This is a genomic window from Bradyrhizobium sp. USDA 4472, assembly GCF_054058595.1.
The window spans coordinates 6,946,571-6,970,219 of sequence record NZ_JBSSAM010000001.1 but is presented as its reverse complement, the minus strand read 5'-3'; the positions used below and the strand labels follow the sequence as shown (position 1 = coordinate 6,970,219).

Annotated in this window: 25 protein-coding genes and 1 pseudogene; 19 read left to right on the top strand and 7 right to left on the bottom strand. The window is 64.6% G+C overall.

What is annotated here, in order from left to right:
- Positions 1-25 precede the first annotated feature (25 nt).
- Together ACVWZ4_RS32940 and ACVWZ4_RS32935 are read left to right on the top strand one after the other, a co-directional pair.
- Complete coding sequence (locus tag ACVWZ4_RS32940; protein ID WP_456741988.1) at positions 26-595, top strand: hypothetical protein; 570 nt, start codon at positions 26-28, stop codon at positions 593-595.
- Between the two features lie 252 nt (positions 596-847).
- A complete protein-coding gene (locus ACVWZ4_RS32935) occupies positions 848-1,111 on the top strand; it encodes a hypothetical protein (RefSeq protein ID WP_456703016.1) in 264 nt (87 codons plus the stop codon).
- Here ACVWZ4_RS32935 and ACVWZ4_RS32930 read toward each other — a convergent pair.
- The 3 genes from ACVWZ4_RS32930 to ACVWZ4_RS32920 all read right to left on the bottom strand — a co-directional run bounded on the left by ACVWZ4_RS32930 (position 1,108) and on the right by ACVWZ4_RS32920 (position 3,206).
- The gene (locus ACVWZ4_RS32930; RefSeq protein ID WP_456741987.1) at positions 1,108-1,896 is read right to left on the bottom strand and encodes a COG4705 family protein; all 789 of its coding nucleotides are present in this window, start codon (positions 1,894-1,896) and stop codon (positions 1,108-1,110) included. The two genes, ACVWZ4_RS32935 and ACVWZ4_RS32930, sit on opposite strands and share 4 nt — an antisense overlap.
- Before the next feature lie 69 nt (positions 1,897-1,965).
- Positions 1,966-2,364 (bottom strand): hypothetical protein, encoded by a 399-nt coding sequence (locus ACVWZ4_RS32925; protein WP_456703018.1) that lies wholly within the window; start codon positions 2,362-2,364, stop codon positions 1,966-1,968.
- A gap of 59 nt (positions 2,365-2,423) precedes the next feature.
- Complete coding sequence (locus ACVWZ4_RS32920; protein WP_456741986.1) at positions 2,424-3,206, bottom strand: COG4705 family protein; 783 nt, start codon at positions 3,204-3,206, stop codon at positions 2,424-2,426.
- 193 nt (positions 3,207-3,399) lie between these two features.
- On the opposite strand from ACVWZ4_RS32920, the gene ACVWZ4_RS32915 reads away from it, so the two are divergent.
- Entirely contained in the window at positions 3,400-4,059 is a 660-nt protein-coding gene (locus tag ACVWZ4_RS32915) for a response regulator (RefSeq protein WP_456703020.1), read from the top strand.
- The gene (locus ACVWZ4_RS32910) at positions 4,056-5,351 is read left to right on the top strand and encodes an ATP-binding protein (protein WP_456741985.1); all 1,296 of its coding nucleotides are present in this window, start codon (positions 4,056-4,058) and stop codon (positions 5,349-5,351) included. The genes ACVWZ4_RS32915 and ACVWZ4_RS32910 overlap by 4 nt, the downstream gene beginning before the upstream one ends.
- Positions 5,352-5,444: 93 nt before the next feature.
- Here the strand turns inward: ACVWZ4_RS32910 and ACVWZ4_RS32905 are convergent.
- Positions 5,445-5,846: pseudogene (locus ACVWZ4_RS32905) on the bottom strand (alpha/beta fold hydrolase); the annotation flags it as partial.
- A gap of 179 nt (positions 5,847-6,025) precedes the next feature.
- On the opposite strand from ACVWZ4_RS32905, the gene ACVWZ4_RS32900 reads away from it, so the two are divergent.
- Genes ACVWZ4_RS32900 through ACVWZ4_RS32890 form a run of 3 tightly spaced genes read left to right on the top strand, consistent with a single transcriptional unit; the run spans position 6,026 to position 9,546 of the window.
- Positions 6,026-7,414 carry a class II 3-deoxy-7-phosphoheptulonate synthase gene (locus ACVWZ4_RS32900; protein WP_456741984.1) on the top strand — a complete coding sequence of 463 codons (1,389 nt, stop codon included), beginning with the start codon at positions 6,026-6,028 and terminating at the stop codon, positions 7,412-7,414.
- A gap of 4 nt (positions 7,415-7,418) precedes the next feature.
- Entirely contained in the window at positions 7,419-7,772 is a 354-nt protein-coding gene (locus tag ACVWZ4_RS32895) for a diacylglycerol kinase (RefSeq protein WP_092230217.1), read from the top strand.
- 16 nt (positions 7,773-7,788) lie between these two features.
- Positions 7,789-9,546 (top strand): NAD+ synthase, encoded by a 1,758-nt coding sequence (locus ACVWZ4_RS32890; protein WP_456790446.1) that lies wholly within the window; start codon positions 7,789-7,791, stop codon positions 9,544-9,546.
- 2 nt (positions 9,547-9,548) lie between these two features.
- Here ACVWZ4_RS32890 and ACVWZ4_RS32885 read toward each other — a convergent pair whose 3' ends face one another.
- Both ACVWZ4_RS32885 and ACVWZ4_RS32880 read right to left on the bottom strand, forming a co-directional pair.
- Positions 9,549-10,739, bottom strand: coding sequence for a DUF2865 domain-containing protein (locus tag ACVWZ4_RS32885; protein ID WP_456741982.1), 1,191 nt, complete (start codon positions 10,737-10,739; stop codon positions 9,549-9,551).
- A gap of 143 nt (positions 10,740-10,882) precedes the next feature.
- Positions 10,883-11,164: a hypothetical protein gene (locus ACVWZ4_RS32880; RefSeq protein WP_456734811.1), complete on the bottom strand. Its 282-nt coding sequence runs from the start codon at positions 11,162-11,164 to the stop codon at positions 10,883-10,885.
- On the opposite strand from ACVWZ4_RS32880, the gene ACVWZ4_RS32875 reads away from it, so the two are divergent.
- The 5 genes from ACVWZ4_RS32875 (at position 11,163) to ACVWZ4_RS32855 (ending at position 15,443) form a co-directional block, all read left to right on the top strand.
- Positions 11,163-11,420, top strand: coding sequence for a hypothetical protein (locus ACVWZ4_RS32875; protein WP_456741981.1), 258 nt, complete (start codon positions 11,163-11,165; stop codon positions 11,418-11,420). The two genes, ACVWZ4_RS32880 and ACVWZ4_RS32875, sit on opposite strands and share 2 nt — an antisense overlap.
- Before the next feature lie 39 nt (positions 11,421-11,459).
- A complete protein-coding gene (gene cysS / locus ACVWZ4_RS32870) occupies positions 11,460-12,857 on the top strand; it encodes a cysteine--tRNA ligase (protein ID WP_456741980.1) in 1,398 nt (465 codons plus the stop codon).
- Positions 12,857-13,348, top strand: coding sequence for a GNAT family N-acetyltransferase (locus ACVWZ4_RS32865; protein WP_456703035.1), 492 nt, complete (start codon positions 12,857-12,859; stop codon positions 13,346-13,348). Before cysS ends, ACVWZ4_RS32865 begins: the two co-directional genes overlap by 1 nt.
- Positions 13,345-14,943, top strand: a complete 1,599-nt coding sequence (cimA, locus tag ACVWZ4_RS32860) for a citramalate synthase (RefSeq protein ID WP_456703036.1) — start codon at positions 13,345-13,347, stop codon at positions 14,941-14,943. Before ACVWZ4_RS32865 ends, cimA begins: the two co-directional genes overlap by 4 nt.
- Before the next feature lie 122 nt (positions 14,944-15,065).
- Positions 15,066-15,443 carry a VOC family protein gene (locus ACVWZ4_RS32855; RefSeq protein ID WP_456703037.1) on the top strand — a complete coding sequence of 126 codons (378 nt, stop codon included), beginning with the start codon at positions 15,066-15,068 and terminating at the stop codon, positions 15,441-15,443.
- Here ACVWZ4_RS32855 and ACVWZ4_RS32850 read toward each other — a convergent pair whose 3' ends face one another.
- Positions 15,444-16,049: an LOG family protein gene (locus tag ACVWZ4_RS32850; protein WP_456703038.1), complete on the bottom strand. Its 606-nt coding sequence runs from the start codon at positions 16,047-16,049 to the stop codon at positions 15,444-15,446.
- A gap of 200 nt (positions 16,050-16,249) precedes the next feature.
- On the opposite strand from ACVWZ4_RS32850, the gene ACVWZ4_RS32845 reads away from it, so the two are divergent.
- The 7 genes from ACVWZ4_RS32845 (at position 16,250) to ACVWZ4_RS32815 (ending at position 23,476) form a co-directional block, all read left to right on the top strand.
- Positions 16,250-18,205 (top strand): ABCB family ABC transporter ATP-binding protein/permease, encoded by a 1,956-nt coding sequence (locus ACVWZ4_RS32845; RefSeq protein WP_456741979.1) that lies wholly within the window; start codon positions 16,250-16,252, stop codon positions 18,203-18,205.
- Positions 18,206-18,289: 84 nt separating this feature from the next.
- A complete protein-coding gene (locus ACVWZ4_RS32840; RefSeq protein WP_456703040.1) occupies positions 18,290-18,988 on the top strand; it encodes a phosphatidylserine decarboxylase in 699 nt (232 codons plus the stop codon).
- An 86-nt stretch (positions 18,989-19,074) separates the two neighbouring features.
- The gene (locus ACVWZ4_RS32835) at positions 19,075-19,956 is read left to right on the top strand and encodes a CDP-alcohol phosphatidyltransferase family protein (RefSeq protein ID WP_456703041.1); all 882 of its coding nucleotides are present in this window, start codon (positions 19,075-19,077) and stop codon (positions 19,954-19,956) included.
- Between the two features lie 122 nt (positions 19,957-20,078).
- Positions 20,079-20,798, top strand: coding sequence for an RraA family protein (locus tag ACVWZ4_RS32830; protein WP_456703042.1), 720 nt, complete (start codon positions 20,079-20,081; stop codon positions 20,796-20,798).
- Positions 20,799-20,813: 15 nt separating this feature from the next.
- Positions 20,814-21,638 (top strand): SDR family NAD(P)-dependent oxidoreductase, encoded by an 825-nt coding sequence (locus ACVWZ4_RS32825; protein ID WP_456741978.1) that lies wholly within the window; start codon positions 20,814-20,816, stop codon positions 21,636-21,638.
- A gap of 214 nt (positions 21,639-21,852) precedes the next feature.
- Positions 21,853-22,626, top strand: a complete 774-nt coding sequence (locus ACVWZ4_RS32820) for a motility protein A (RefSeq protein WP_456703044.1) — start codon at positions 21,853-21,855, stop codon at positions 22,624-22,626.
- A gap of 22 nt (positions 22,627-22,648) precedes the next feature.
- On the top strand, positions 22,649-23,476 hold the full coding sequence (locus ACVWZ4_RS32815; RefSeq protein WP_092230247.1) for an OmpA/MotB family protein: 828 nt from the start codon (positions 22,649-22,651) through the stop codon (positions 23,474-23,476).
- Positions 23,477-23,649 lie beyond the last annotated feature (173 nt).

Here is a 23,649-nt window from a genome sequence, read left to right as displayed (position 1 = left end):
CGCAAACGATGCGTGGGGGATTGAGGTGAACGAGAGGATTGCGTGCGACCTGGAGGGCGGGCGTGATGCCCGTCTCGTCGACCGCCGCCGCGCGGCCGCTCATGTCGGCGTGACCGCCGGCCGCTTCGAGCAATTGGTGCGCGACAACGTCGTGCCGCCGCCGGTCATGGTGAACAACAAACGACGCTGGCCGATCGCGTTGCTCGATGATGCCAAGGAGGCGGTCGGCAGCAGCGCGCCGTCGTCGCCGGTGGCGAGCGCCGGTGTCGAAGCGCCTCGCTGCGACGGCGCCAGCATGCCGTCTTCGCGCGAGCTGCCCGATGCGGCCTGGTTCGAGCAGCGCGCGAGCTTCGTGCAGCGCGTCCGCCGCTCGTTGCTGTCAGGCAACGAGATCCGCCTGCTGCGCGAGTTCAAGGTGCTCAGGCAGAACGAAATCAGCATGTATGGCTATTATGGCAGCTTCGAAGCGCTGATGGTGCGCGGCTATATCGTCGAGACCGATCGCAAGCCGCCATCGAGTCGTCCGCTGGTGACCTACCGCCTGACGGCGCCGGGCGAGCAGGTGATTGCGGCGCTGAAGGAGCCGGTGTTCTGATCGGACGCGACGAAGTCCTGACGCAGCCGATGGACCCAAGGCCGTCTGGATGAATTTGGCCGTTTGATACCTCCCGAGCGGGCAATCCTGAAGCCCGGTTGATCCTGTCAAGGCGGGCTCTCTTTCCCCGATCGATAAAATTGTCTGCAATCCGCTCAAGCCCGGCAAACCCTGCGGACAAGAAGCGTGGCCCCTTAAACCTCGGCTTTGGAACCGGCATGCATCCTCACCGCAAAAGGGCGAGGCATCAGCATGTCAGTTCTCAAGGAGATCGTCGTGGCGGTCGCGGGAGTCTACGCACTCCTGTTCGTCTGCGACGCATTGTTCGGTGTCGGCGAGCCGCGCTTCGACGACGCCTATTACCGCGCCAGCTTCTACGCGCCGAAGCCGCAGCAATTCCGTTTCGCCGGCGATACGCCGCCGGCCGTGCGCGTCAGCGACGCCTTCGCGCAATTCTCGGCGGCCGAGGCCAGGCCGAACAAGCGCTACTCGTCGCTGACGACGATCATCCGCTAGGCGCGCTCGGTTGCCTGGTCATTCCTCGGATGCTGTCCCGCGCGCTGCGGGATCAGCAACAGGCAGGTCACCATGAACGCGGCGATCACGGCGGAAGCCAGCGGCCGGCTCAGCGCGAGCCCACCATGATCGAGTGGCTTGTCGAGGAAATCACCGACGGTCGCACCAAGCGGCCGGGTCAGGATGAAGGCCGCCCAGAACAACGTGACACGTGAGACGCGGGTCCAGAAATAGAGCGCCGCAATGACGGCCAATCCCGCGGCGAAGATCAGCGCGCCGCCGCGATAGCCCAGATCGCCGGTATCGGCGATCCAGTCGCCAAGCGCGGTGCCCAGCGTCTGCGAGAAGGTGATCGCGCCCCAATAGAAGGCTTCGACTCGCGGTGTGTTGACGCTGTTGACCGAGATGGTGCCCTCGGCGCGATACCAGAGCCCGAGCACCAGCACGAGGCAGGTGAGGAGCAGCGTCGAGCCGCCGGTATAGCCGATGCCGAGCGAGCGGTCGGCGAAGTCCGCCATCGTGGTGCCGAATGTGGTCGAGGCCACGATGGTTGCCCAATACAGCGCGGGATGGAATCGTTGCGCGCGGATCTGCGCGGCGACCAGGACGATCAGCGCTGCCAGGAACAGGCACGTGCCCGCGAGGTAGCCCCAGTTCAGCGTCATCGTGACGGTGTCGCCGCCGGTTTCACCCAACGTCGTGGCGGCGATCTTGATGATCCAGAAGCCCAACGTGACTTCGGGGACCTTGCTCTCGCCGAGGATGCTCTTCGTGTTGGTGGCCATGGTGTCCTCCTTGCAACACCAGCCGCGAATCTCCGTTCGCGGCTGGCGCGGTAACGATGCGTGGACGCATCACGTCCTGGTGACGCTATCCATGATCGCGAGCAGATCGCTGATCGCCTGCTTGCACTTTGCGGGGTCCGGCGTGCCGGCGCGGAGCGCCTCCAGCGCGCGGTCGATCGCCTTGTCCACGGTGTGCCAGTCGGCCGCTGCGCGCGGCTTCAACCCGGCTTCGGCCTCGTCCCATCTGGTTTCGAGGTCCTTGATCCTCGTCCTGGCACCGGGCAGGTCGCCCTTGTCGACCAGCGCGGCGACATCGTCAGCGATGCTGCGGAACGGCGTGAGGTCGCCGAGCCTGGCGGTGGCGGCCTCGGCGAGCGGGATGAAGCCGAAATGCTGGTTGGCGTGCGTGTTTGGTTCGCCGGACATGGTCGTCACAAGGCAAACGGCGATGGCGGGGATGAGTTTCATGGCTCTCTCCTGATGTGGCTCCTGCGTCCGTGCAGGATGGGTTGAAGCTGTGATCGGGGTTACTGCGCCGGACCGGCCCGACGCGTGCCGTCGCATTCGAGCGTCACCCAGGCGACGAGGCCGACGATCGCGGTCAGGAAGACGATGCTGGTCTGGATCGTGCCGAGGCCGATGCCGCCGTATTCGCGCGACTGCGACAGCAGATCGCCGAGCGAGGCGCCGAGCGGCCGGGTCAGGATGTAGGCGAGCCAGAAGGTGAGGACGGGATTGGCGCCGATCGTATGGGAGAGGGCCACCGCCACGATCAGCGCGCCGAATGCGACGACGCCGAGCTGGAAGCCGAGGCCAAGCGCTTCTGTTGCAAGGTCGCCAGCCGCCGTGCCCAGCGCGAAGGTGAACAGGATCGCGGTCCAGTAGAACAACTCGCGCCGTGTCGTCAGGATGCCATGGATTGATAGCGTGCGCTCGGCGGCGTACCAGATCGCAAAGGTCGCGGCGAGCGCGCAGGCAAACGCGGCGGTGCTGACGTAGAGGCTGATCTCGAGCTTATCGGTCAGGAGATCCGTGAGCTGGGTGCCGACGATGCTGACGAGGACGACGGTGAGCCAGTAGATCCACGGCACATACGCGCGACGGCTCAGCTGCAGCAGCAGCACGGCAATCAGCAATCCGGTCATGCAGATCGCGGTGAGGCTGGCACCGAGGCCGACATGCACCGCCAGATAATCGGCGCCGGTCTCGCCGACCGTGGTCGAAAGGATCTTGATGGCCCAGAAAATCGCGGTGACCTCCGGAACCTTGTTCAGCAGCCGTCTTGCGCCAAGGTCTTGATGTCGCGACATGCCCGAATCTCCCTCCGTCGAACCGATGCCGGACCGTCGCGTGGAGGACTTAGGCCCGACTTAGGGATGAGAAATTTCCTGCCGATGCGGCCTCGGCCGCAATTTGGGCCTGCTGGCGCTTCCTAACTCTGCGCTAAGTGTTGGTGCACAGGATGCGGCGGCCGGACCGTCCGGCAGAGCTTGAGGACCTGTTTTGCGGGTGTTGCTGATCGAGGACGACAGGATGGTCGGCGCCGCCGTCGAGCAGGCGCTGAAGGATGCCGCTTACGCCGTCGATTGGGTTCGCGATGGCGAAACCGCACTGCTTGCGGCCGCAAGCGAATCCTACGAGGTGCTGCTGCTCGATCTTGCTTTGCCCAATACGGATGGCCGCGACATCCTGCGACGGCTGCGCGCGGACGGCCGCAAGATTCCCGTCATCATCGTGACCGCGCGCGATGCCCTCGACGACAGGATCGAGGGGCTCGATCTCGGCGCCGACGATTATCTCGTCAAGCCGTTCGAGATCCGCGAATTGCTGGCGCGGATGCGCGCCGTCACGCGCCGCGAGGCCAGCGGCGCGCCGGCATTGCTCGGCAATGGAGCGCTGCGTCTGGACCCCGCGAGCCGCGAGGCGTCGTACCTGACGAAATCCGCGGTGCTCACCGCGCGCGAGTTCGCGCTGCTGCAGGCGCTGCTGGCCCGGCCCGGCACGATCCTGTCGCGCGGAGAGCTCGAGCGGCAGCTCTACGGCTGGAACGAGGAGGTTGCGAGCAATGCGATCGAGTTTCTGATCCATGCGGTGCGCAAGAAGCTCGGCTCGGATGCGATCCGCAACGTGCGTGGCGTCGGCTGGATGGTGGATCGGCCATGATCAGGTCCTTGCGGGGCCGTCTGTTCGCCGGTCTCACTGCGATCATCCTGCTGACGGGACTCGTCGGCGGCCTGTTCGCCTATCGCTGGGCGTTCGACGAGGCGATCGAGATGCAGGACTCCGTCCTGATCCAGATCGCAGGCCTCGTGCTGTCAGGCAGTCTCACCGGCGGCCGGGAGTTGCATGGTGTGGATGCGGATGCCGAGGTCTGGCTGATCGATCAGGCGTCGGAACACGACGCCAGGCTCTGGAGCTTCAAGGACGGCTTCGCGCTGTCGACCCGAAAAGGGCGGCCGATCCGCGTGCTGCTGCGGACCCGGCCTGACGGCACAAGGTTCGCGGTCGCACAGAGCACCTCCGTCCGCGACGAGATCGCAAGCGACATGGCCTTCCGCACGGTGCTGCCGATCGCGGCGCTCGTTCCCTGTTTGCTGCTGGTCACTGCCATCGTCATCGCGCGCTCGTTGCGACCGATGGTTCGTCTGGCTGATGATCTCGATGGACGCCGTGCCGATGACATGACGCCGCTGCCAGCCGGGCAGATGCCCAGCGAGCTGCATCCGTTCATCGCCTCGATCAACGGATTGCTGCAGCGGATGCGTCTCCTGATGGACCAGCAACGCCGGTTCGTGGCCGACGCCGCACACGAGTTGCGCACCCCGATCACCGCGCTGAGCCTGCAAGCGGAGAATCTTGGATCGGTGGATCTGCCTTCAGGTGCGCGCGATCGCGTGGCGATGCTCCGACAAGGCATCGGCCGGACCAAGCATCTGCTGGAGCAATTGTTGGCGCTTGCAAGACAGGATGCCGGATCGGCGGAGGGAACGGCAATCCCGACCGTCGCCCTGGATGCTACGGTGAAAGAGATCGTCGCCGATATCCTGCCCGAGGCCGCCAGGCGCGGCATCGATCTCGGTTTTGCCCGCATCGAAGCGACTATGGTTCGCGGAGAAACCGTGATGCTCGCCGCCATGGCCCGCAATCTTCTCGACAATGCGCTTCGCTTCACCCCGCATGGCGGACGTATCGATGCCTGGGTCTATCGCGATGGAGAGGCAGCGATCGTCCGGATCGAGGACAGTGGTCCGGGTGTTGCGCCGGAGGACATCGGCCGGATCTTCGAGCCGTTCTTCCGGGGCCAGCGTCCTGAGGGCGATGGCGTCGGGCTCGGCCTGTCGATCGTCAAGCGGATCGTCGATCGGCTCGGTGGATCGATTGAAGCCGTAAACGTTGCGGAGAGCGGACGCACCGGACTGCGGGTCCTGGTCAAGCTGCCCGCAGCGTCGGCCTGACCGTCACTCTGCCTGAACCCATTCCGCTACGCCGCGCCACAGCGTGTCGCGATGCTCGGAGCGAAAGAAGCCGAAATGGCCGATCGCCTTGGGCCCGAGCGCCTGGCCGCCATAGGAGTGGCCGACATAGGCGAGGGGCAGGGGATTGTAGCGCTCCCGCATCCAGCGCACCGCGGCGGTGACGTCGAGTGCCGCCCAGTCCGACATCGAGGCCTTGAAGCCGACCAGCGATTTCGGCTGGAAGTCGCCGACCATCGCCGGCTGCCGGGAGCCGCCGATGCCGCGATAGTCGTAAGTGAGCACAGCGCAGCCGCGATGGGCGAGATAGGAGGCAAAGCCCTTGTAGATCTTGCGGGGCACGGCGGTGGCCGAATTGATCAGCACGGCATGCCGCTTGGTCCCGCGCGGCAGGAACAGGGTGCCTGATAGCGCGTACCCGTCGGTCGCCGGGAAGTTGATCTCGTCGATGAAAACGTCGTCCCGTGGCGCGTCCATGGTGGAAGCTGTCTTGCCGGCCTCTGCCGCCCCCCAGCAAATGCGAATTCAGCTTTGCCCGCAAGGGTTTGCCTTGCCAAACGGATTTACAACTGGCGATGTCGTGCCAGCCTGTGTATAAGGCGGCCCTCGCAACCCACAGATCAGGTTGCACTTTTTGCTTTCACGGAGAGATTGCGATGTCCGAGCGGTGGACGCCCGAGTCCTGGCGCAGCAAGCCGGTGCTACAGGTGCCCGATTATCCCGACGCCAAGGCCTTGGCCGACGTCGAGGCGCAACTTGCAACCTTCCCGCCGCTGGTGTTTGCCGGCGAGGCGCGCAACCTGAAGAAGGCGCTCGGGCGCGTGGCGGCCGGCGAGGCCTTCCTGCTCCAGGGCGGCGACTGCGCCGAGAGCTTTGCCGAGCACGGCGCCAACAACATCCGCGACTTCTTCCGCGTGCTGTTGCAGATGGCGGTGGTGTTGACCTATGCCGGCGCGGTGCCGGTGGTGAAGGTCGGCCGTATCGCCGGTCAATTCGCCAAGCCGCGCTCCTCGCCGACCGAGAAGGTCAACGGCGTCGAGCTGCCGAGCTATCGTGGCGACATCGTCAACGACATCGCGTTCACCAAGGAAGCGCGCGTGCCGGATCCGCAGCGGCAGCTGATGGCCTATCGCCAGTCGGCCGCGACGCTGAACCTGCTGCGCGCGTTCGCGACCGGCGGCTTCGCCAATCTCGGCAGCGTGCACCAATGGATGCTGGGCTTCCTCAAGGATAGCCCGCAGTCCCGCCGCTACAAGGAATTGGCCGACCGCATTTCCGAGGCGCTCAACTTCATGCGCGCCTGCGGCCTCGATCTCGAGAGCCATCCGGAGCTGCGCGCCACCGATTTCTACACCAGCCATGAGGCGCTGCTGCTCGGCTACGAGCAGGCCATGACCCGCGTCGACTCCACCACCGGCGACTGGTACGCGACCTCGGGCCACATGATCTGGATCGGTGACCGCACCCGCCAGCTCGATCACGGCCACGTCGAATATTTCCGCGGCATCAAGAACCCGATCGGCCTGAAGTGCGGCCCGTCGCTGAAGCCCGACGAGCTCTTGAAGCTGATCGACATTCTCAACCCCGACAACGAGCCGGGCCGGCTGACGCTGATCAATCGTTTCGGCTCCGACAAGGTCGCCGAACATCTGCCCAGCCTGATCCGCGCGGTGAAGCGCGAGGGCAGGGTGGTGGTCTGGTCATGCGATCCCATGCATGGCAACACCATCACCTCCACGTCGGGCTACAAGACGCGGCCGTTCGACCGCGTGCTGTCGGAGGTGAAGTCGTTCTTCACGATCCACGCCGCGGAAGGCACCCACGCCGGCGGCGTGCATCTGGAGATGACCGGCCAGGACGTCACCGAATGTATCGGCGGCGCCCGCGCCATCACCGACGAGGATCTCAACGACCGCTACCATACGGTCTGCGATCCCCGCCTCAATGCCGAGCAATCCATCGACATGGCCTTCCTGGTCGCGGAGCTCCTCAAGCAGGAACGCGTCGGCAAAGCCAAGCCGATGCCGTTCGCGGCGGGGCTCTAGGACCTTGCTGCGGATCTGGAAGGCCACGATCAACTCCCGCAACGGTCTGGCCTTTGCGTTCCGCTCGGAACAGGCCGTCCGCGAGGAGATCTTTGCGCTGATCCTGGCGCTGCCGGTGGCGTGGCTCGTCGCCGCCACCGCGACACGCGCGGTCGAGCTGGTCTGCTCGGTCGCCTTCGTGCTGGTGGTCGAGCTGCTCAACACCGCGATCGAGAAGCTCGCCGACCGCCTGACGTTGGATCACGACAAGCAGATCGGCCGGGTCAAGGACATGGGCTCGGCCGCGGTCGGCGTCGCGCTGTTGATGGCCGGCGCGTTCTGGATCATCGCCATCATCGAGCGATTGGGATTCCTCTAAAGCGAGGACGGCGGCCATGACCGAACGTCTCAACGCATTCGCGGTGACGCTCGCCCAGCTCAATCCGACCGTGGGCGACATCGCCGGCAATGCCGCAAAGATACGTGCTGCGCGTGGGCGAGCCGTCGCCGACGGCGCCGATCTCGTGCTGTTTCCGGAATTGTTCATCGCGGGCTATCCGCCCGAGGATCTGGTGCAGAAGCCGTCCTTCCAGGCCGCCTGCCGCTCGGCCATCGAGGCGCTGGCGCGCGAGACCGGCGGTGGCGGCCCGGCGTTGCTGGTCGGCACGCCCTGGGTCGATGACGGCAAGCTCTACAATGCCTGTGCGCTGCTCGACGGCGGACGTATCGCTGCGCTTCGCTTCAAATGCAACCTGCCGAATTACGGCGTGTTCGACGAGAAGCGCTTGTTCGCGCGGGGGCCCGCTTCGGGTCCCGTCACGGTGCGCGGCGTGCGGATCGGCGTGCCGATCTGCGAGGACATCTGGCTGGAAGAGTCCGAGGATTACGAGAACGTGGTCGAGACGCTGGCCGAGACCGGCGCCGAGATCATTCTGGTGCCGAACGGCTCCCCCTATGCCCGCGACAAGAACGATGTGCGTCTGTCGGTCGCTGTCGCGCGGGTCACCGAGAGCGGCCTGCCGCTGGTCTATCTCAACCAGGTCTGCGGCCAGGACGAGCTGGTGTTCGACGGCGCCTCCTTCGCACTCAACGGCGATCTCTCGCTCGCCGCGCAATTGCCGGCGTTCGCGGAAAGCATCACCACGCTGCGCTTCACCCGAAATGGTGGCGATTGGCATTGCACTGGTTCCATTGCCGAGCAGCCGGAAGGCGACCGCGCAGACTATGCCGCGTGCGTGCTGGGTTTGCGCGACTACGTCACGAAAAACGGTTTCCCCGGCGTGTTGCTCGGCATTTCCGGCGGCATCGATTCCGCACTTTGCGCGGCGATCGCTGTCGATGCACTGGGCGCCGATCAGGTGCACGGCGTGATGCTGCCTTATCGCTATACGGCGGCACATTCGATCGCGGACGCTGGCGAGCTCGCCGGCCATCTCGGCATCCGCTACGAGGTGTTGCCAATCGCGGAAGCGGTGGGCGGCTTCGAGACCATCCTGTCGGGCCTCTTCAAGAACCTGCCGCCAGACATTACCGAGGAGAACCTCCAGGCCCGCGCCCGTGGCACGCTGCTGATGGCGATCTCCAACAAGACCGGGTTGATGGTGGTGACGACGGGCAACAAGTCGGAGATGTCGGTCGGATACGCCACGCTCTACGGCGACATGAATGGCGGCTTCAATCCGATCAAGGACATCTACAAGACGCAGGTGTTCCGGCTGGCGAGCTTGCGCAATGCATGGAAGCCCGATGGGGCGCTCGGCCCCGCCGGCGAGGTGATCCCGCCCGACATCATTTCGCGTCCGCCGACGGCGGAGCTGCGCGAGAACCAGACCGATCAGGATTCGCTGCCTGCCTACGAGGTGCTCGATGCGATCCTGGAGCGGCTGGTCGAACGCGAGGAGCCGCTCGACCAGATCATCGCCGCGGGCTTCGACCGCGAGACGGTGACCCGGATCGACCATCTCCTCAACGTCGCCGAATACAAGCGCCGTCAGGCCGCCCCCGGCGTGAAGGTGACGCGCAAGAATTTCGGCCGCGACCGCCGCTATCCCATCACCAACCGCTTTCGCGATCGCGGCGAGAAGCTGCCCGCGCCCGATGAGACCCTGGTCTCGCGCGGCAGCAAGGCCTCGATCGACGCGTTCGAGGGGTAAACCTACTTCTGCTGCTGCGGCAGGAAGGTCGGGCCGACCGAGCGGATCGGCTTGTTCTCCGACGTGGTCGTGGTGTTCGCGTCCGGGGGCTGCGTTGCTGCCGGTGCATTCGCCGTCGCCTGCGCCGGAGGTGCGCCTTTTTTTCCGGTCGCAGGAGCGCCCTTGGTGAGCTGCCGCTGCTGCATCTTCCTGGCGCTCTCTTCGGTGACGATGATGTCACCCTGCTGCTCGACGGCCGCCTTGTCGTCGGCGGATTTCAGCGCGTCGGCCCAGCTCTGGCCGGCCGCCTTGCAGGAGCAGGACGGGTTGAACTCGCTGCGGAACTTGAAGGCATTCGGCAGCGACGTGTAGGGCTGGCCGCTGATGGAGACAGCCGAGCTCATGTCCTCGCCGGGATTACGGTGGGCATACAGCACGGCTTCGGCCGCCGGGCAGAGCGCCTTGCAGGTCCTCTCGTCATCGGGGAAGCGCGCCGGCACCGTCGCAAACGAGATCGGGAAATAGGCGCCGTCGCAGGTGCGCACGCAGACGGTGCGATAAGTGCCGCTCTGCGGTCCGAGATCAGCGGGCGGGACGCCCGGCTGCTGATTGTTGGGGTTGTTGCCGCCGCCGAAGAGATTGGTCAGGAAGTTGCCGCCGCCCTGCGACTGCGCGGCATTGGCATATTGCGGGCCGCAATTGTTCTGCGCGAGCGCAACCAGCACCGAGCGGCGCTGGCTGTCCCGTTCAGGGTTGCCGCCACCGGGACCGCTACGCAGGCGTTCGAGATTGCCGGTGATCTGATCCAGATTGGCGCGCATCTGCTGGATCTGGGTGTTGACAGGACCGCATTGCGCCGACTGGCCGTTGAACAGCGAGAAGAAGCCGGAGGATTCGCAGCCCATGCGCTTGGCCTGCATGGTCACGCGATCGAGCTCGGCCTGCTGGCGGCTCTGGGAATCCTGGTAACGGCGGATCTGTTCCTCGCGCGCGGGATCGCCGCTCGCCCCGCGGTCGAGCGCAGCGAGCTGCCCTTCCAGCCGCACGCACATCGGGTTCGACCCAGGGCCGACTTGGGCAGGCGGAGGCGGCGCGCCCGGCGGTCCGGCCTGGGCAAAGGCGCCGGTGGCGAGCACGATCGAGCTCAGAAGCACGGTGCACGCAAGGAGAGATCGGGGACGAGACAGAGACAAAGATTCAGGCATATCCGCCATTCTAGCGAGGTCACGGCCCGAAGTGACTTTCCAATGCGATTTGGAGGGCCGAAGCGCGCCCTCCAATAACCGCTTCCTGCGGCATCGTCACGTCGTTTCAGGGGCCGTAAACGGGTCCTAAGGTCCGCCAGTTCCGAGCGAATTCAGCGCTGGCAGGTGATTGCGACATATTCGTCGCAATGGCCATGGGAGCAGTTTGCGCCGGATTTGGGGACAGAGCCGGTAATTTCGTCGGGATCGACCCGGCGGTAGCTTGATGCCTGTGCAAAGTCCCGTGACTGGCAGTAGGTGCGGGCGACCTGCGCGCCGCATTTCTCGCCCTTGGCAAGGCACTGCTCGGTGATGATGAAGACGCGGGTCTCCGCGAAAGCGCCGGATGCCGCAAGGATGGAGGCGCAAGACACGAGTGCGAGCAGGGATCGCATGAAACACCTTGGGGCGAAAAACTGGAAACTGCCGGTTCCAGAATGGGCTCAAATGGTTAAGGATCATGAACCATCAAGACGGGGCCGCCATCCATCGCCGAAACAAGCCGGCATTTTCGCGGCTCTCTTGACGGAAGGCGCCTTCGTGGCCCATATGTCGCCGCATGAACGGTCTCCTCGCCATCTGCATTATTTGCCGCGAGATTACGAGCTAGCGATTCGCTGGCTGGAGCCGTCTTTTCTCAAAACACATTGAGAGCACTGGACGCCCGGCCAACAGCCGACGGGTGCCCCAATGGAATTGCGTCTTTACGATACGTTGAGCCGGGAAAAGCGCACCTTCGTGCCGCTCGATGCGAACAACGTCCGCATGTACGTCTGCGGACCGACCGTCTATGACTTCGCCCATATCGGCAATGCGCGGCCGGTGATCGTGTTCGATGTGCTGTTTCGGCTGCTGCGCCACATCTATGGCGAGGCGCATGTCAAATATGTCCGCAACATCACCGACGTCGACGACAAGATCAACGACCGTGCCGCGCGGGATTTTCCCGGCCTGCCGCTGAACGAGGCGATCCGCAAAGTCACCGAGCAGACCGGAAAGCAGTTTCACGCCGACGTCGACGCGCTCGGCGCGCTGCGGCCGAGCGTCGAGCCGCGCGCGACCGAGCACATCGGCGAGATGCGCGAGATCATCGAAATGCTGATCAAGGGTGGCTTCGCCTATGCCGCCGAGGACCACGTGCTGTTCTCGCCGCAGGCGATGAACGCGGCGAACTCCACGCTGCCGCGCTATGGTGCGCTGTCGAAGCGCTCGCTCGACGAAATGATCGCCGGCGCGCGCGTTGACGTTGCGCCTTACAAAAAGGATTCGACAGACTTCGTGCTTTGGAAGCCGTCGAAACCGGGCGAGCCGTCCTGGCCGTCACCGGCGGGCATCAAGACCGAGGGGCGCCCGGGCTGGCACATCGAGTGCTCGGCCATGGCCTGGAAGCATCTCGGCGAGCAGTTCGACATCCATGGCGGCGGCATCGATCTCGTGTTTCCGCATCACGAGAACGAGGTCGCCCAGACCTGCTGCGCCTTCCACCAGCAGCGCATGGCGAATTACTGGATGCACAATGGCTTCCTGGAGGTGGAAGGCGAGAAGATGTCGAAGTCCCTCGGCAACTTCATCACCATTCACGAGCTGCTGGTGGACTGGCCGGGTGAGGTGCTGCGCCTCAACATGCTGAAGACGCACTACACCTCGCCGATCGACTGGACCATGAAGTCGCTGGAAGAGAGCGCCAAGACGCTCAATGACTGGTATCGCCTTGCGGCCGACGTCGCGCCGTCGAAGCCGGGGACAGCAGTGGTCGATGCGTTGCTCGACGATCTCAACACGCCGCAAGCAATCGCGGCGCTGCATGGTCTGCGCAATGCGTCCGATGCGGCCGGCCTTTCGGCTTCCTTGCGCCTGCTCGGTTTCCTGTCCGAAAGCGCGGCGCAATGGGAAGGTCGTAAGCAGCAGGCGAGTGGCATTGATGCCGCCGAGATCGACCGTCTCATCGCGGAGCGCGCGGCTGCGCGCGCGCGAAAGGATTTTAAGGAGTCCGATCGTATCCGTGACGAACTCGCGGCCAAGGGCGTCGTGATCAAGGATGGCAAGGATGCCGATGGTAAACCCGTGACGACGTGGGAGCTCGCGTGATGGCACAAGCGCATCCCAAGCCTGGCTTGCGGCCGTTCCTGCCGGCCGATGTCCCGATGCTGGCCGCGATCTTCGTCGCCAGCATCCAGGAGCTGACCGGCGACGATTACAGCGAGGCGCAGCAGGAAGCCTGGATGGAGGCGGCCGAGACCGAGGAGTTCGGCAAGCGGCTCGCCTCCGACCTGACGCTGATCGCCACGCTGGATGGCTCGCCGGTCGGCTTCGCTTCGCTGCGCGGCCCGGATCACATCCGCATGCTCTATGTGCATCCGGCCGTCAGCCGGCAGGGCATCGCGACCATGCTGGTCGATGCGCTGGAGAAGCTCGCCGGCGGCCGCGGCGCTGCGGCGCTCACCGTCGATGCCAGCGACACCGCGCAAAACTTCTTCGCCAAGCGCGGCTACACCGCCCAGCAGCGTAACAGCGTCACGATGAATGACGAATGGCTCGCCAACACCACGATGAAGAAGACGCTCGGAGCACCACAATGAGCAAGGAGCGCCTTTATCTGTTCGATACCACGCTGCGCGACGGCGCGCAGACCAACGGCGTCGATTTCACGCTTGAGGACAAGCAGGTCATCGCCGGCATGCTCGATGATCTCGGCATCGATTATGTCGAGGGCGGCTATCCCGGCGCCAATCCTCTCGACACCGAATTTTTCGGCACCAAGCCCAAGCTCGAGCACGCGCGCTTCACCGCCTTTGGCATGACCCGGCGGGCAGGGCGCTCGGTGTCCAACGATCCCGGCGTTGCGGGACTTCTTGAAGCAAAGGCGGACGCGATCTGCTTCGTGGCAAAGTCCTCGGCCTATCAGGTGCGTGTCGCGCTGGAGACGACGAAGGAGGAGAATCTCGCCTCGATCCGTGACAGCGTCGCGGCGGCGAAGGCCGCCGGCCGCGAAGTCATGCTCGACTGCGAGCACTTTTTTGACGGCTACAAGGAAGATGCGGGTTTTGCGCTCGCCTGTGCCAAGGCGGCCTATGACGCCGGCGCGCGCTGGGTGGTCCTGTGCGACACCAATGGCGGCACCATGCCAAACGAGGTCGAAGCCATCGTCACTTCAGTGACGAAACATATCCCCGGCGATCACGTCGGCATCCACGCCCATAACGACACCGAGCAGGCGGTGGCCAATTCGCTCGCCGCGGTGCGCGCCGGCGCGCGGCAGATCCAGGGCACGCTGAACGGCCTCGGCGAGCGCTGCGGCAACGCCAATCTCTGTTCGCTGATCCCGACCTTGAAATTGAAGAAGGAGTTTTCGGAGGCTTTCGAGATCTCGGTCACGCCGGAGAAGCTGGCGACCCTCGTCAAGATCTCGCGCACGCTCGACGACATGCTCAACCGCGTGCCGAACCGGCATGCGGCCTATGTCGGCGAAAGCGCCTTCGTTACCAAAACAGGCATTCACGCCTCCGCCGTGATGAAGGATCCGCAGACCTACGAGCATGTGTTGCCGGAGACCGTCGGCAACCACCGCAGGGTGCTGGTGTCAGACCAGGCCGGCCGCTCCAACGTGATCGCCGAGCTCGATCGTGCCGGCATCCCTTACGAGAAGAGCGATCCGAAGCTGACGCGGCTGGTCGAGGAGTTGAAGCAGCGTGAGGCGGCCGGATACGCTTATGAATCCGCCAACGCCTCGTTCGATCTGCTGGCGCGGCGCACGCTCGGCAAGGTGCCGCATTATTTCGAGGTCGAGCAATTCGACGTCAATGTCGAGCAGCGCTACAATTCGCACGGCGAGCGCGTCACCGTTGCCTTGGCCGTGGTCAAGGTCGACGTCGCCGGCGAGCATCTGATCTCGGCCGCCGAGGGCAACGGCCCCGTCAACGCGCTCGATGTTGCCTTGCGCAAGGATCTCGGCAAGTACCAGAAGTACATCGAGGCATTGAAGCTGATCGACTACCGGGTGCGTATCCTCAATGGCGGCACCGGCGCGGTCACGCGCGTCCTGATCGAGAGTGAGGACGAGAATGGCGATCGCTGGACGACGGTCGGCGTGTCGCCGAACATCATCGACGCCTCGTTCCAGGCGCTGATGGATTCGGTGATCTACAAGCTCGTGAAATCGGGCGCGCCGGCGTAGGGTGTAACCACACTAACCCTCATTGGGAGCGCAGCGAAGCAATCCAGACTGTCGCCACGGAAAGACTCTGGATTGCTTTGCTGCGCGCGCAATGACGAGGAGGAGAGGGAGGAGCGCGACCAATGATCGACCACATCTCCGTCGGCGTCAGCGAGCTCGAACGCGCTGCTGAATTCTACGAGGCCACGCTCGCCGCCCTCGGGCTCGCACGCCTCGTCACGCGCCCGCGTACAATCGGCTTCGGCAAGGCCTATCCCGAATTCTGGATCAATCTGCGGGAGGCCATGGCGCCTGTAGCCCCGGAGAGCGGCGTGCATGTCTGCCTGCGGGCAAAAACGACGGCCGAGGTCGACGCGTTCCATGCCGCAGCGCTTGCGACCGGCGGCGCATCCGACGGCGCGCCGGGCCTGCGCCCGCATGACCGCGTGCGCTATTACGCGGCCTTCGTCACCGACCCCGATGGCAACAGGATCGAGGCGGTGACGTTTCCGCAGGACTGATTACAGCTTCCGGGCGACGTCCGGGGCCATCTGCTTTTCCGCCTCGGCGATCTGGGTCGCGGCCGATCTCAGCTTCGGCAGGATATCCTCGACGCGATCGGCCTTGAGAATATCGACCGAAAGGCCGGCGCGGATGAACTCGGTCTGGCGCATGTGCGACAGCAGCGAGAACAGCGGCTCCCAGAAATTGTCGATATTGGCGAGCAACACCGGCTTGGCGTGACGGCCGAGCTGTTTCCAGGTCAACTGCTCGACCAGCTCTTCCAGCGTGCCGACGCCGCCCGGCAGCGCCACGAAGGCGTCCGAACGCTCGAACATCAGCCGCTTGCGCTCGTGCATGTCGGGCGTGACGATCATCTCCTGCACGCGGGTGAGCGCGTTCTCGCGCTTGCGCAGGAATTCGGGAATGATGCCGGTGACAGTGCCGCCGTGATCAAGCACGGAGGTCGCCACCGAGCCCATCAGGCCAAGCGAGCCGCCGCCATAGACCAGGCGGATGTTGCTCTCGGCAAGCGCCTTGCCGAACGCCTTGGCGCCTTCGGTGAAGTGGGGATTGGTTCCGGGACCGGAGCCGCAATAGACACAGACGGTTTTGATCGTGCTCATTGATACCATGATGCATTGCAGCGAAGGGGCGTCAAGCCCCTCGGGTGATTCGGACTACCCGGAAATCTACCGGTAAATGACGACAAACAATCGAATATTCGCCATCTGGCGGGGTGCGTTGGCATCGGGAAGTCTCTATATCATGGGCGCAAATCGTTAATCGCAGCGCCGCCGCATCCGGTGGGCTCTAGGCTTTCTTGATGGATCAACCTCAATCGCCCGACGGCTCCGACGTTCCTGCTTCCGCGGCTGGACCGCTGGAGCGGGCCACCCTGATGGGCACGCTGGCGCATCTGTGGCCTTATATCTGGCCGGGCGACCGCTTCGATTTGAAGATGCGGGTGGTCTGGTCGATGGTGCTGCTGCTCGCCGCCAAGCTGATCACGCTGACGGTGCCGTTCAGCTTCAAATGGGCAACCGATGCGCTCACCGGCGCCAACACCGCGCCGGTGCAAGCCAGCAACTGGCACCTCTGGGTGGTTGCATCGCCCCTGATTCTGACCGCGAGCTACGGCGTCATGCGCATCGTGATGGCGGTGCTGACGCAATGGCGCGACGGCATCTTCGCCCGCGTGGCCATGCATGCGGTGCGCAAGCTCGCCACCATCACCTTCGTCCACATGCACGAACTCTCGTTGCGCTTTCATCTGGAGCGCAAGACCGGGGGGCTGACCCGCGTGCTCGAGCGCGGCCGTGAAGGCATCGAGGTCATCGTGCGCATGGTGATCCTGCAGCTGATCCCGACCATCGTCGAGGTCTCGCTGCTGATGGCCGTGCTGCTGTGGCAGTTCGACTGGCGCTACGTGGTCGCGACCCTGATCACGGTCACGCTCTACATGTACTACACCTACATCGCGACCGAGTGGCGGATCGGCATCCGCCGCAAGATGAACGATTCCGACACCGAGGCGAACACCAAGGCGATCGACTCGCTGCTCAACTACGAGACCGTCAAATATTTCAGCGCCGAGGCCCGCGAGGCGCAGCGCTACGACAAGTCGGTCGCGCGCTACGAGGAAGCGAGTATTCACACCTATACCTCGCTAGCCGTGCTCAACACCGGCCAGGCCGTGATCTTCACGCTGGGACTGACCGCGACCATGCTGATGTGCGCGATCGGGGTGCGCAACGGCACCCACACGGTCGGCGATTTCGTGCTGGTCAACGCCATGATGATCCAGCTCTACCAGCCGCTGAATTTCATGGGCATGGTCTATCGCGAGATCAAGCAGGCGATCATCGACATCGAGAAGATGTTCAACGTGATCGGCCGTGAGGCCGAGATCAAGGATGCGCCAAATGCACAGCCGCTGGCGGTCTCCGCCGGCACGGTGCGGTTCGAGGATGTGCGGTTTGCCTATGAGCCGACGCGGCCGATCCTGAAGGGCATCAGCTTCGAAGTGCCGGCCGGCAAGACCGTCGCCATCGTCGGCCCTTCAGGCGCCGGCAAGTCGACCATCTCGCGGCTCTTGTTCCGTCTCTACGACGTTTCCGGCGGCAGGATTTTGATCGACGGCCAGGATATCCGCGAGGTCACGCAGGCGAGCTTGCGCGCCTCGATCGGCATGGTGCCGCAGGATACCGTGCTGTTCAACGACACCATCCGCTACAACATCCGCTACGGACGCTGGGATGCCGGCGATGAGGAGGTCGAGGAGGCGGCGCGGCTGGCGCAGATCGACCATTTCATACGCATGGCGCCGATGGGCTACGAGACCCAGGTCGGCGAGCGCGGCCTGAAATTGTCAGGCGGCGAGAAGCAGCGCGTCGCGATCGCGCGCACGGTGTTGAAGGCGCCGCCGATCCTGGTGCTGGACGAGGCGACCTCGGCGCTCGACACCCACACCGAACACGAAATCCAGGGCGCGCTGGACCGCGTGGCAAAGAACCGGACGTCGCTGGTGATCGCGCACCGGCTCTCGACAATCGTCGGTGCCGACGAGATCATCGTGCTCGACCAGGGCCGCATCGCCGAACGCGGCACCCATGCCAGCCTGCTCGCGCACGACGGTCTCTACGCCAGCATGTGGAACAGGCAGCGCGAGGCCGAGGCCGCCCGCGAGAAGCTGGCCCGGATGGCCGATTCGAGCGACGCCCCCAACCGGGAGCCGCCGCGTGTCGAGGACACCCTCACGGCGCAGGCGGCCGCGGAGTGAGCTTGTCTCCGGTCCCAACTCTGGCCTAAACAACCCCGGTGCGCGAGACGACCCGCGCCATCACCCTCCTGAGCGGCAGATAGCATGTCCATTCTCGATTCCATCCAGCGTCAGATCCCGCCGATCCACAAGGAGGGCTATCCCTTCATCGGCGGCTTTGCGCTGGCAAGCCTCGCATTGTTCTGGCTGTGGTCGCCGCTGGGGTGGATCGGCACCATCCTGACCGTGTGGTGTGCGCTGTTCTTCCGCGATCCCGTGCGCGTGACGCCCCAGCGTGACGGGCTCGTGGTGTCGCCGGCCGACGGTCGGGTCTCGATGGTCACCATGGCGTTGCCGCCGGCTGAGCTCGGCCTCGGCGACCGGCCTCTGCCGCGCATCTCGGTGTTCATGAGCGTGTTCAACTGTCACGTGAATCGGAGCCCGATCGCGGGCAGGGTGGACCGCATCGCCTATCGCCCTGGCCTGTTCATCAATGCCGAACTCGACAAGGCGAGCGAGGACAATGAGCGCAATTCGCTCGTCATCTCGACCCCACAGGGCCGCATCGGCGTGATCCAGATCGCTGGCCTCGTGGCGAAGCGCATCGTCTGCTTCGTCAGGGAAGGGCAGGCCGTCGGGGCCGGTGAGCGGTTCGGCCTGATCCGCTTTGGCTCGCGGCTCGATATCTATCTGCCTGTCGGCACCAAGGCGCTGGTCTCGGAAGGCCAGACCGCGATCGCCGGGGAGACCATCCTGGCCGATCTCACCGGAGACGACCCCGGCCGCGCCTACCGCGCCAGTTGACAGGCAGCCCGTGTCGGGGGCCCACCGCCGCAATGGCGCAGGGGAGCACGGCTTGCTATATCTCGCCTGCAGGTGAGGACGAGCCAATGACCCCCTACGACTTCCGAGATCCAGATCTTCGCCGCCGGCGGTTCCGCCCGATCCCGGTGCGGATGCTGGTGCCCAATGTCATCACACTGCTGGCGATCTGCGCCGGCCTGACCTCGATCCGGCTGTCGATCGAGGGGCGGATGGCGCTGGCCGTTTACGCGATCGTGTTCGCGGCCGCGCTCGACGGCATCGACGGGCGCGTCGCCCGCATGATCAAGGGGCAGTCCAAATTCGGCGCCGAGCTCGACAGCCTCGCCGACTTCGTCAATTTCGGCGTCGCGCCCGGCCTGATGCTGTACTTCTGGCAGCTGCACGAGCTCGGCAATGCCGGCTGGATCGCCGCCATGGTGTTTGCGATCTCAGGCGGTTTGCGGCTCGCGCGCTTCAATGCCACGATGGACGATCCGAACAAGCCCGCTTTCGCCGCCAATTTCTTCACGGGCGTACCGGCGCCGGCCGGTGCGATCACCGTGCTGCTGCCGATCTATGCTGCCTTCCTCGATCTCGGCCGCGCGCCGGCCGCTTTGACGGCTGCCTATACGCTGCTGATCGCCTTCCTGATGGTCTCGCGGCTGCCGGTGTTCTCCGGCAAGACCAAGCGTATGCGTGTGTCGCCAGAACTGGTGTTGCCGGCCTTCGTCGCCGTGGTCGTCTTCATTGCGATCCTGATTGCCTATCCCTGGCACGTGCTCCTGGTCGGTACGGCGCTCTATTTGCTGGGCCTGCCGCTCGGCTACAAATCCTACCGCGACCAGGCGCGCGCAACGCAAGCAACTGCGCCCGTGGCCGGCGAAGTTTCGTCGCCGCCGTCGGCGCCGACAATGGCGAGCTTGTCTGAACCTCCGCACGAGGATGACCGGCCCGGACGCTTGCACTGAGCGATCGCCCGCGGATATCTGCCATGAGAGCGCCCGAGTTGGGTTGAGGCCCGATCTCGGCTATATCGCCCAGTGCCGGCGGCACCGCGTCAACAGCGGCCGCCAACCTGGGAGAGAACGCCGTGACTGATACCGCGACCGGGCCGCTGCCCGCTGCCGTCCTCGAAGCGCTGGGCCGCTACGATACGCCGACCATCTGCAACGCCATGGAGCTGATTGCACCGGAGCGACGGTTGATCGGCTTCACCACCAAACAGCTGGTGTGCCCGTTCCCCGAGCTGCCGCCCATGGTCGGCTACGCCCGCACCGTGACGATCCGCGCAGTGCAGAAGTCCCCGCTGCCCGCGGCAGAGCAGGCCAGGCGACGCATCGAATATTACGAGTATGTCGGCACCGGCCATGGCCCGCGCATTTCGGTGATCCAGGACGTCGACGGTCCCGATATCGGCTACGGCGCGTTCTGGGGCGAGGTGCAGAGCAACGTCCATAAGGCGCTTGGCTGTCTTGGCGTCGTCACCGACGGTTCGATCCGCGATGTCCCGCAATGGGCGCCGGGCTTCCAAGCGTTGGCCGGCTCGATCGGTCCGTCGCACGCGTGGGTCCACGCGGAAAGCTTTGGCGGTCAGGTCCGGGTCGCCGGCATGACGGTGAATTCCGACGATCTGATCCACGCCGACCGGCACGGTGCCATCGTGATCCCGCTCGATCTCGCGGCAAAGCTGCCCGAGGCCGCCGAGCTCTGCGGCCGCCGCGAGACGCCCATCCTCGAAATCGCGCGCAGCCCCGACTTCTCGCTGGAGAAGCTCAAGGCCGCGCTGAAGCAGTCGGCGGAGATTCACTGAGCCTGGAGTGACCTCATGGACATGCGCGGTAAGACGGTGCTGATCACAGGCTCGACCGACGGTGTCGGACGCTACGTTGCAAGCCGCCTTGCCGCCGAAGGTGCGCGCGTTCTCATTCATGGCCGCGATGCGGCGCGTGCAAGAGCGCTGATCGACGAGATCGTGAAGGCCGGCGATGTTGCGCCGACCTTTTATCAGGCCGATCTGTCGTCGATGGCGGGCACGCGCGAACTCGCCAGGGCCGTAACGCGGGATCACGCGCGTCTCGACGTCCTGGTCAGCAATGCCGGCATCGGCTCGCAGAGCGACGGACCGCAAAGGCAGGAAAGCCGCGATGGCCACGAGCTGCGTTTTGCCGTGAACTACCTCTCTGGCTTCCTGTTGGTCCATCTGCTGATGCCGTTGCTGAAGGCTGCCGTGCCTTCACGTATCGTGAACGTCGCCTCGCTTGGCCAGCATCCAGTCGATTTCGACGACGTCATGATCACGAAGGGCTACAGCGGCACGCGTGCCTATGCGCAGAGCAAGCTGTCGCAGATCATGTTCACGATCGATCTCGCCGAGGAATTGAAGGACGCCGGTATCACCGTGAACGCGCTGCATCCGGCGACTTACATGAACACCACCATGGTGCGTGCCGGCGGTATCGCGCCGCTGTCGACGGTCGAGCAGGGTGGTGCGGCGATCCTGCATCTGATTGAAGGCGACGATGTCACGGGCCGAAGCGGCCTTTTCTTCGACGGCATGAACGAGGCGCGCGCCAATCCGCAGGCCTATGATGCCGATGCGCGCAGGCGTTTGCGCGCGCTCAGCCTGAAGCTGACAGGACTCTCCGCCTGAGGGCCGCTTTTATGGTTAGCAAAGGGTTGAGATTGAGTGTCGCAGAACGGCAAAGCAGCCGTTCCTGTCGCCCCAAGCACGCTGCTCCGTCGCATCGGCTGAACTTAACCTTTACGCGGCTTTAAGAGCACCGCTCTAGGGTTTCCGGTGCGGTTCGGGGTTGGACCGCGCTCCGGCCAGGACGGCCGTTGCCGCGTTCGCTTTGGAGACTCCCATGGATATTATGACGGGCGCCGGCCTCGTGGCGGGCATGATCGTCATCGCGACGATGGTGTTTCTGGGCGGCGATCTGCACATGTTCATCAGCGATCATGCGGCGATCATCATCTTCGGCGGATCGTCCGCAGCGACCATGATCCGCTTTCCGCTTTCGGTGCTGGCGCACGGCCTGCCGCTCGGTCTCAAATTCGCCTTCACGATGAGCCGGCTGTCGGCGCATGACCTGGTCGACGAACTCGCCCGCATCGCCGAGATCGCGCGCAAGCAGGGTCCGGTCGGCCTGGAAAAGGTCGAGACCGACGAACCGTTCCTCGCCAAGGGCATCCGCTACGTCGCCGACGGTTACGACCTCGACTTCATCAGGGACAATATGGAGCGCGACCGCGACAATTTCCTGTTGCATCTCAACGAAGGCAGCAAGATCTATCGCGCCGTCGGCGACTGCGCGCCTGCGTTCGGGATGATCGGAACGCTGATCGGCATGGTGCAGATGTTTTCGAACATGTCGGATCCCTCCAAGCTCGGCCCGTTCATGGCGACCGCTCTGCTGGCAACTCTCTACGGTGCGCTGGTCGCGAACCTGCTCTGCCTGCCCATCGCCGACAAGCTGCATGGCAAGCTGATCGACGAGGAAACCAATCGTACGCTGATCATCGACGGCATCCTGATGATCCGCGACTCCAAGAGCCCGACTCTGGTGCGCGAAATGCTGCTGGCCTATCTGCCCGAAAAGCACCGCCACGGCGAGGGCGAGCCGGTTCCGGCGTAAGGGCGGACTCGGGATCCGAGCCATGGCGAAGAAAAAGCGCGAGGAAGCACACGGCGGCCATGGCTGGTTCGTGACGTTCGCCGACCTGATGGCCTTGCTGCTGGCGTTTTTCGTGATGCTGGTCGCGTTCTCGACCCAGGATGCCAACAAGCTGAAGATCGTCGCGGGCTCCATGCGCGAGGCCTTCGGCGTCCAGAGTGAAGCCCGCTATGCCGGCATCATCGAATCCGACGGCCTGCCGACCCGCGCGCGGCTGAAAAACGTCGACCACATCCAGCCTGAGGAATCGTCGAACACACCGACACCGGACCAGGAAGACCGCGACCGCACCTCGGGCGCAAAGCTGAAGGTCGATCGCAATTTTGCGCTCGCCGCCGCCTCGCTGCGCCAGGCGTTGCAGGACATGCCGGAGCTGACCGAGATGTCCAAGCACATCATGTTCGAGGAGACCAAGCAGGGGCTGAATCTGGAGATCGTGGACCAGGACGGCCGCTCGATGTTCGCTGACGGCTCCAAGGTCCCCTACGATCGTACCCGCCGCCTGATCGAGAAGCTTGCGATCCCGCTCAAGGCGACCCCCTTACGCGTCTCCATCGCCGGACATACTGCGGCCGGTTTCGTGCCGACCCGCAGCGACTACGGCGCCTTCGATCTGTCGGCCGACCGCGCCAACGCGGTCCGCCAGATCCTCGAGCGTGAGGGCCTGCCGCCGTCGCACATTTTTGCCGTCTCCGGCAAGGCGGACACCCAGCCTCTGTTCCCTGACGATCCGTCACTCGCCGCGAACCGCCGCGTGACCATCACCTTGATGCGTGAAGATCCGCCGCTGCCGCCGAACTTGAAGCCCTAAACCTCTTGCGCTACCATTTTACCTAGGACCGTCAGTCGCGAGGGCGGAGAGCGTGGCCGTGCCGTTACAGCATCCGCGGAGACTCCTGCTATGGTGGCGGGTCGATTGACAGGCGCCCCGGAAGCGTCAATAGGCGCCGGATCAATTCCAGGGACGAAGCGTTTTCCCCCCTC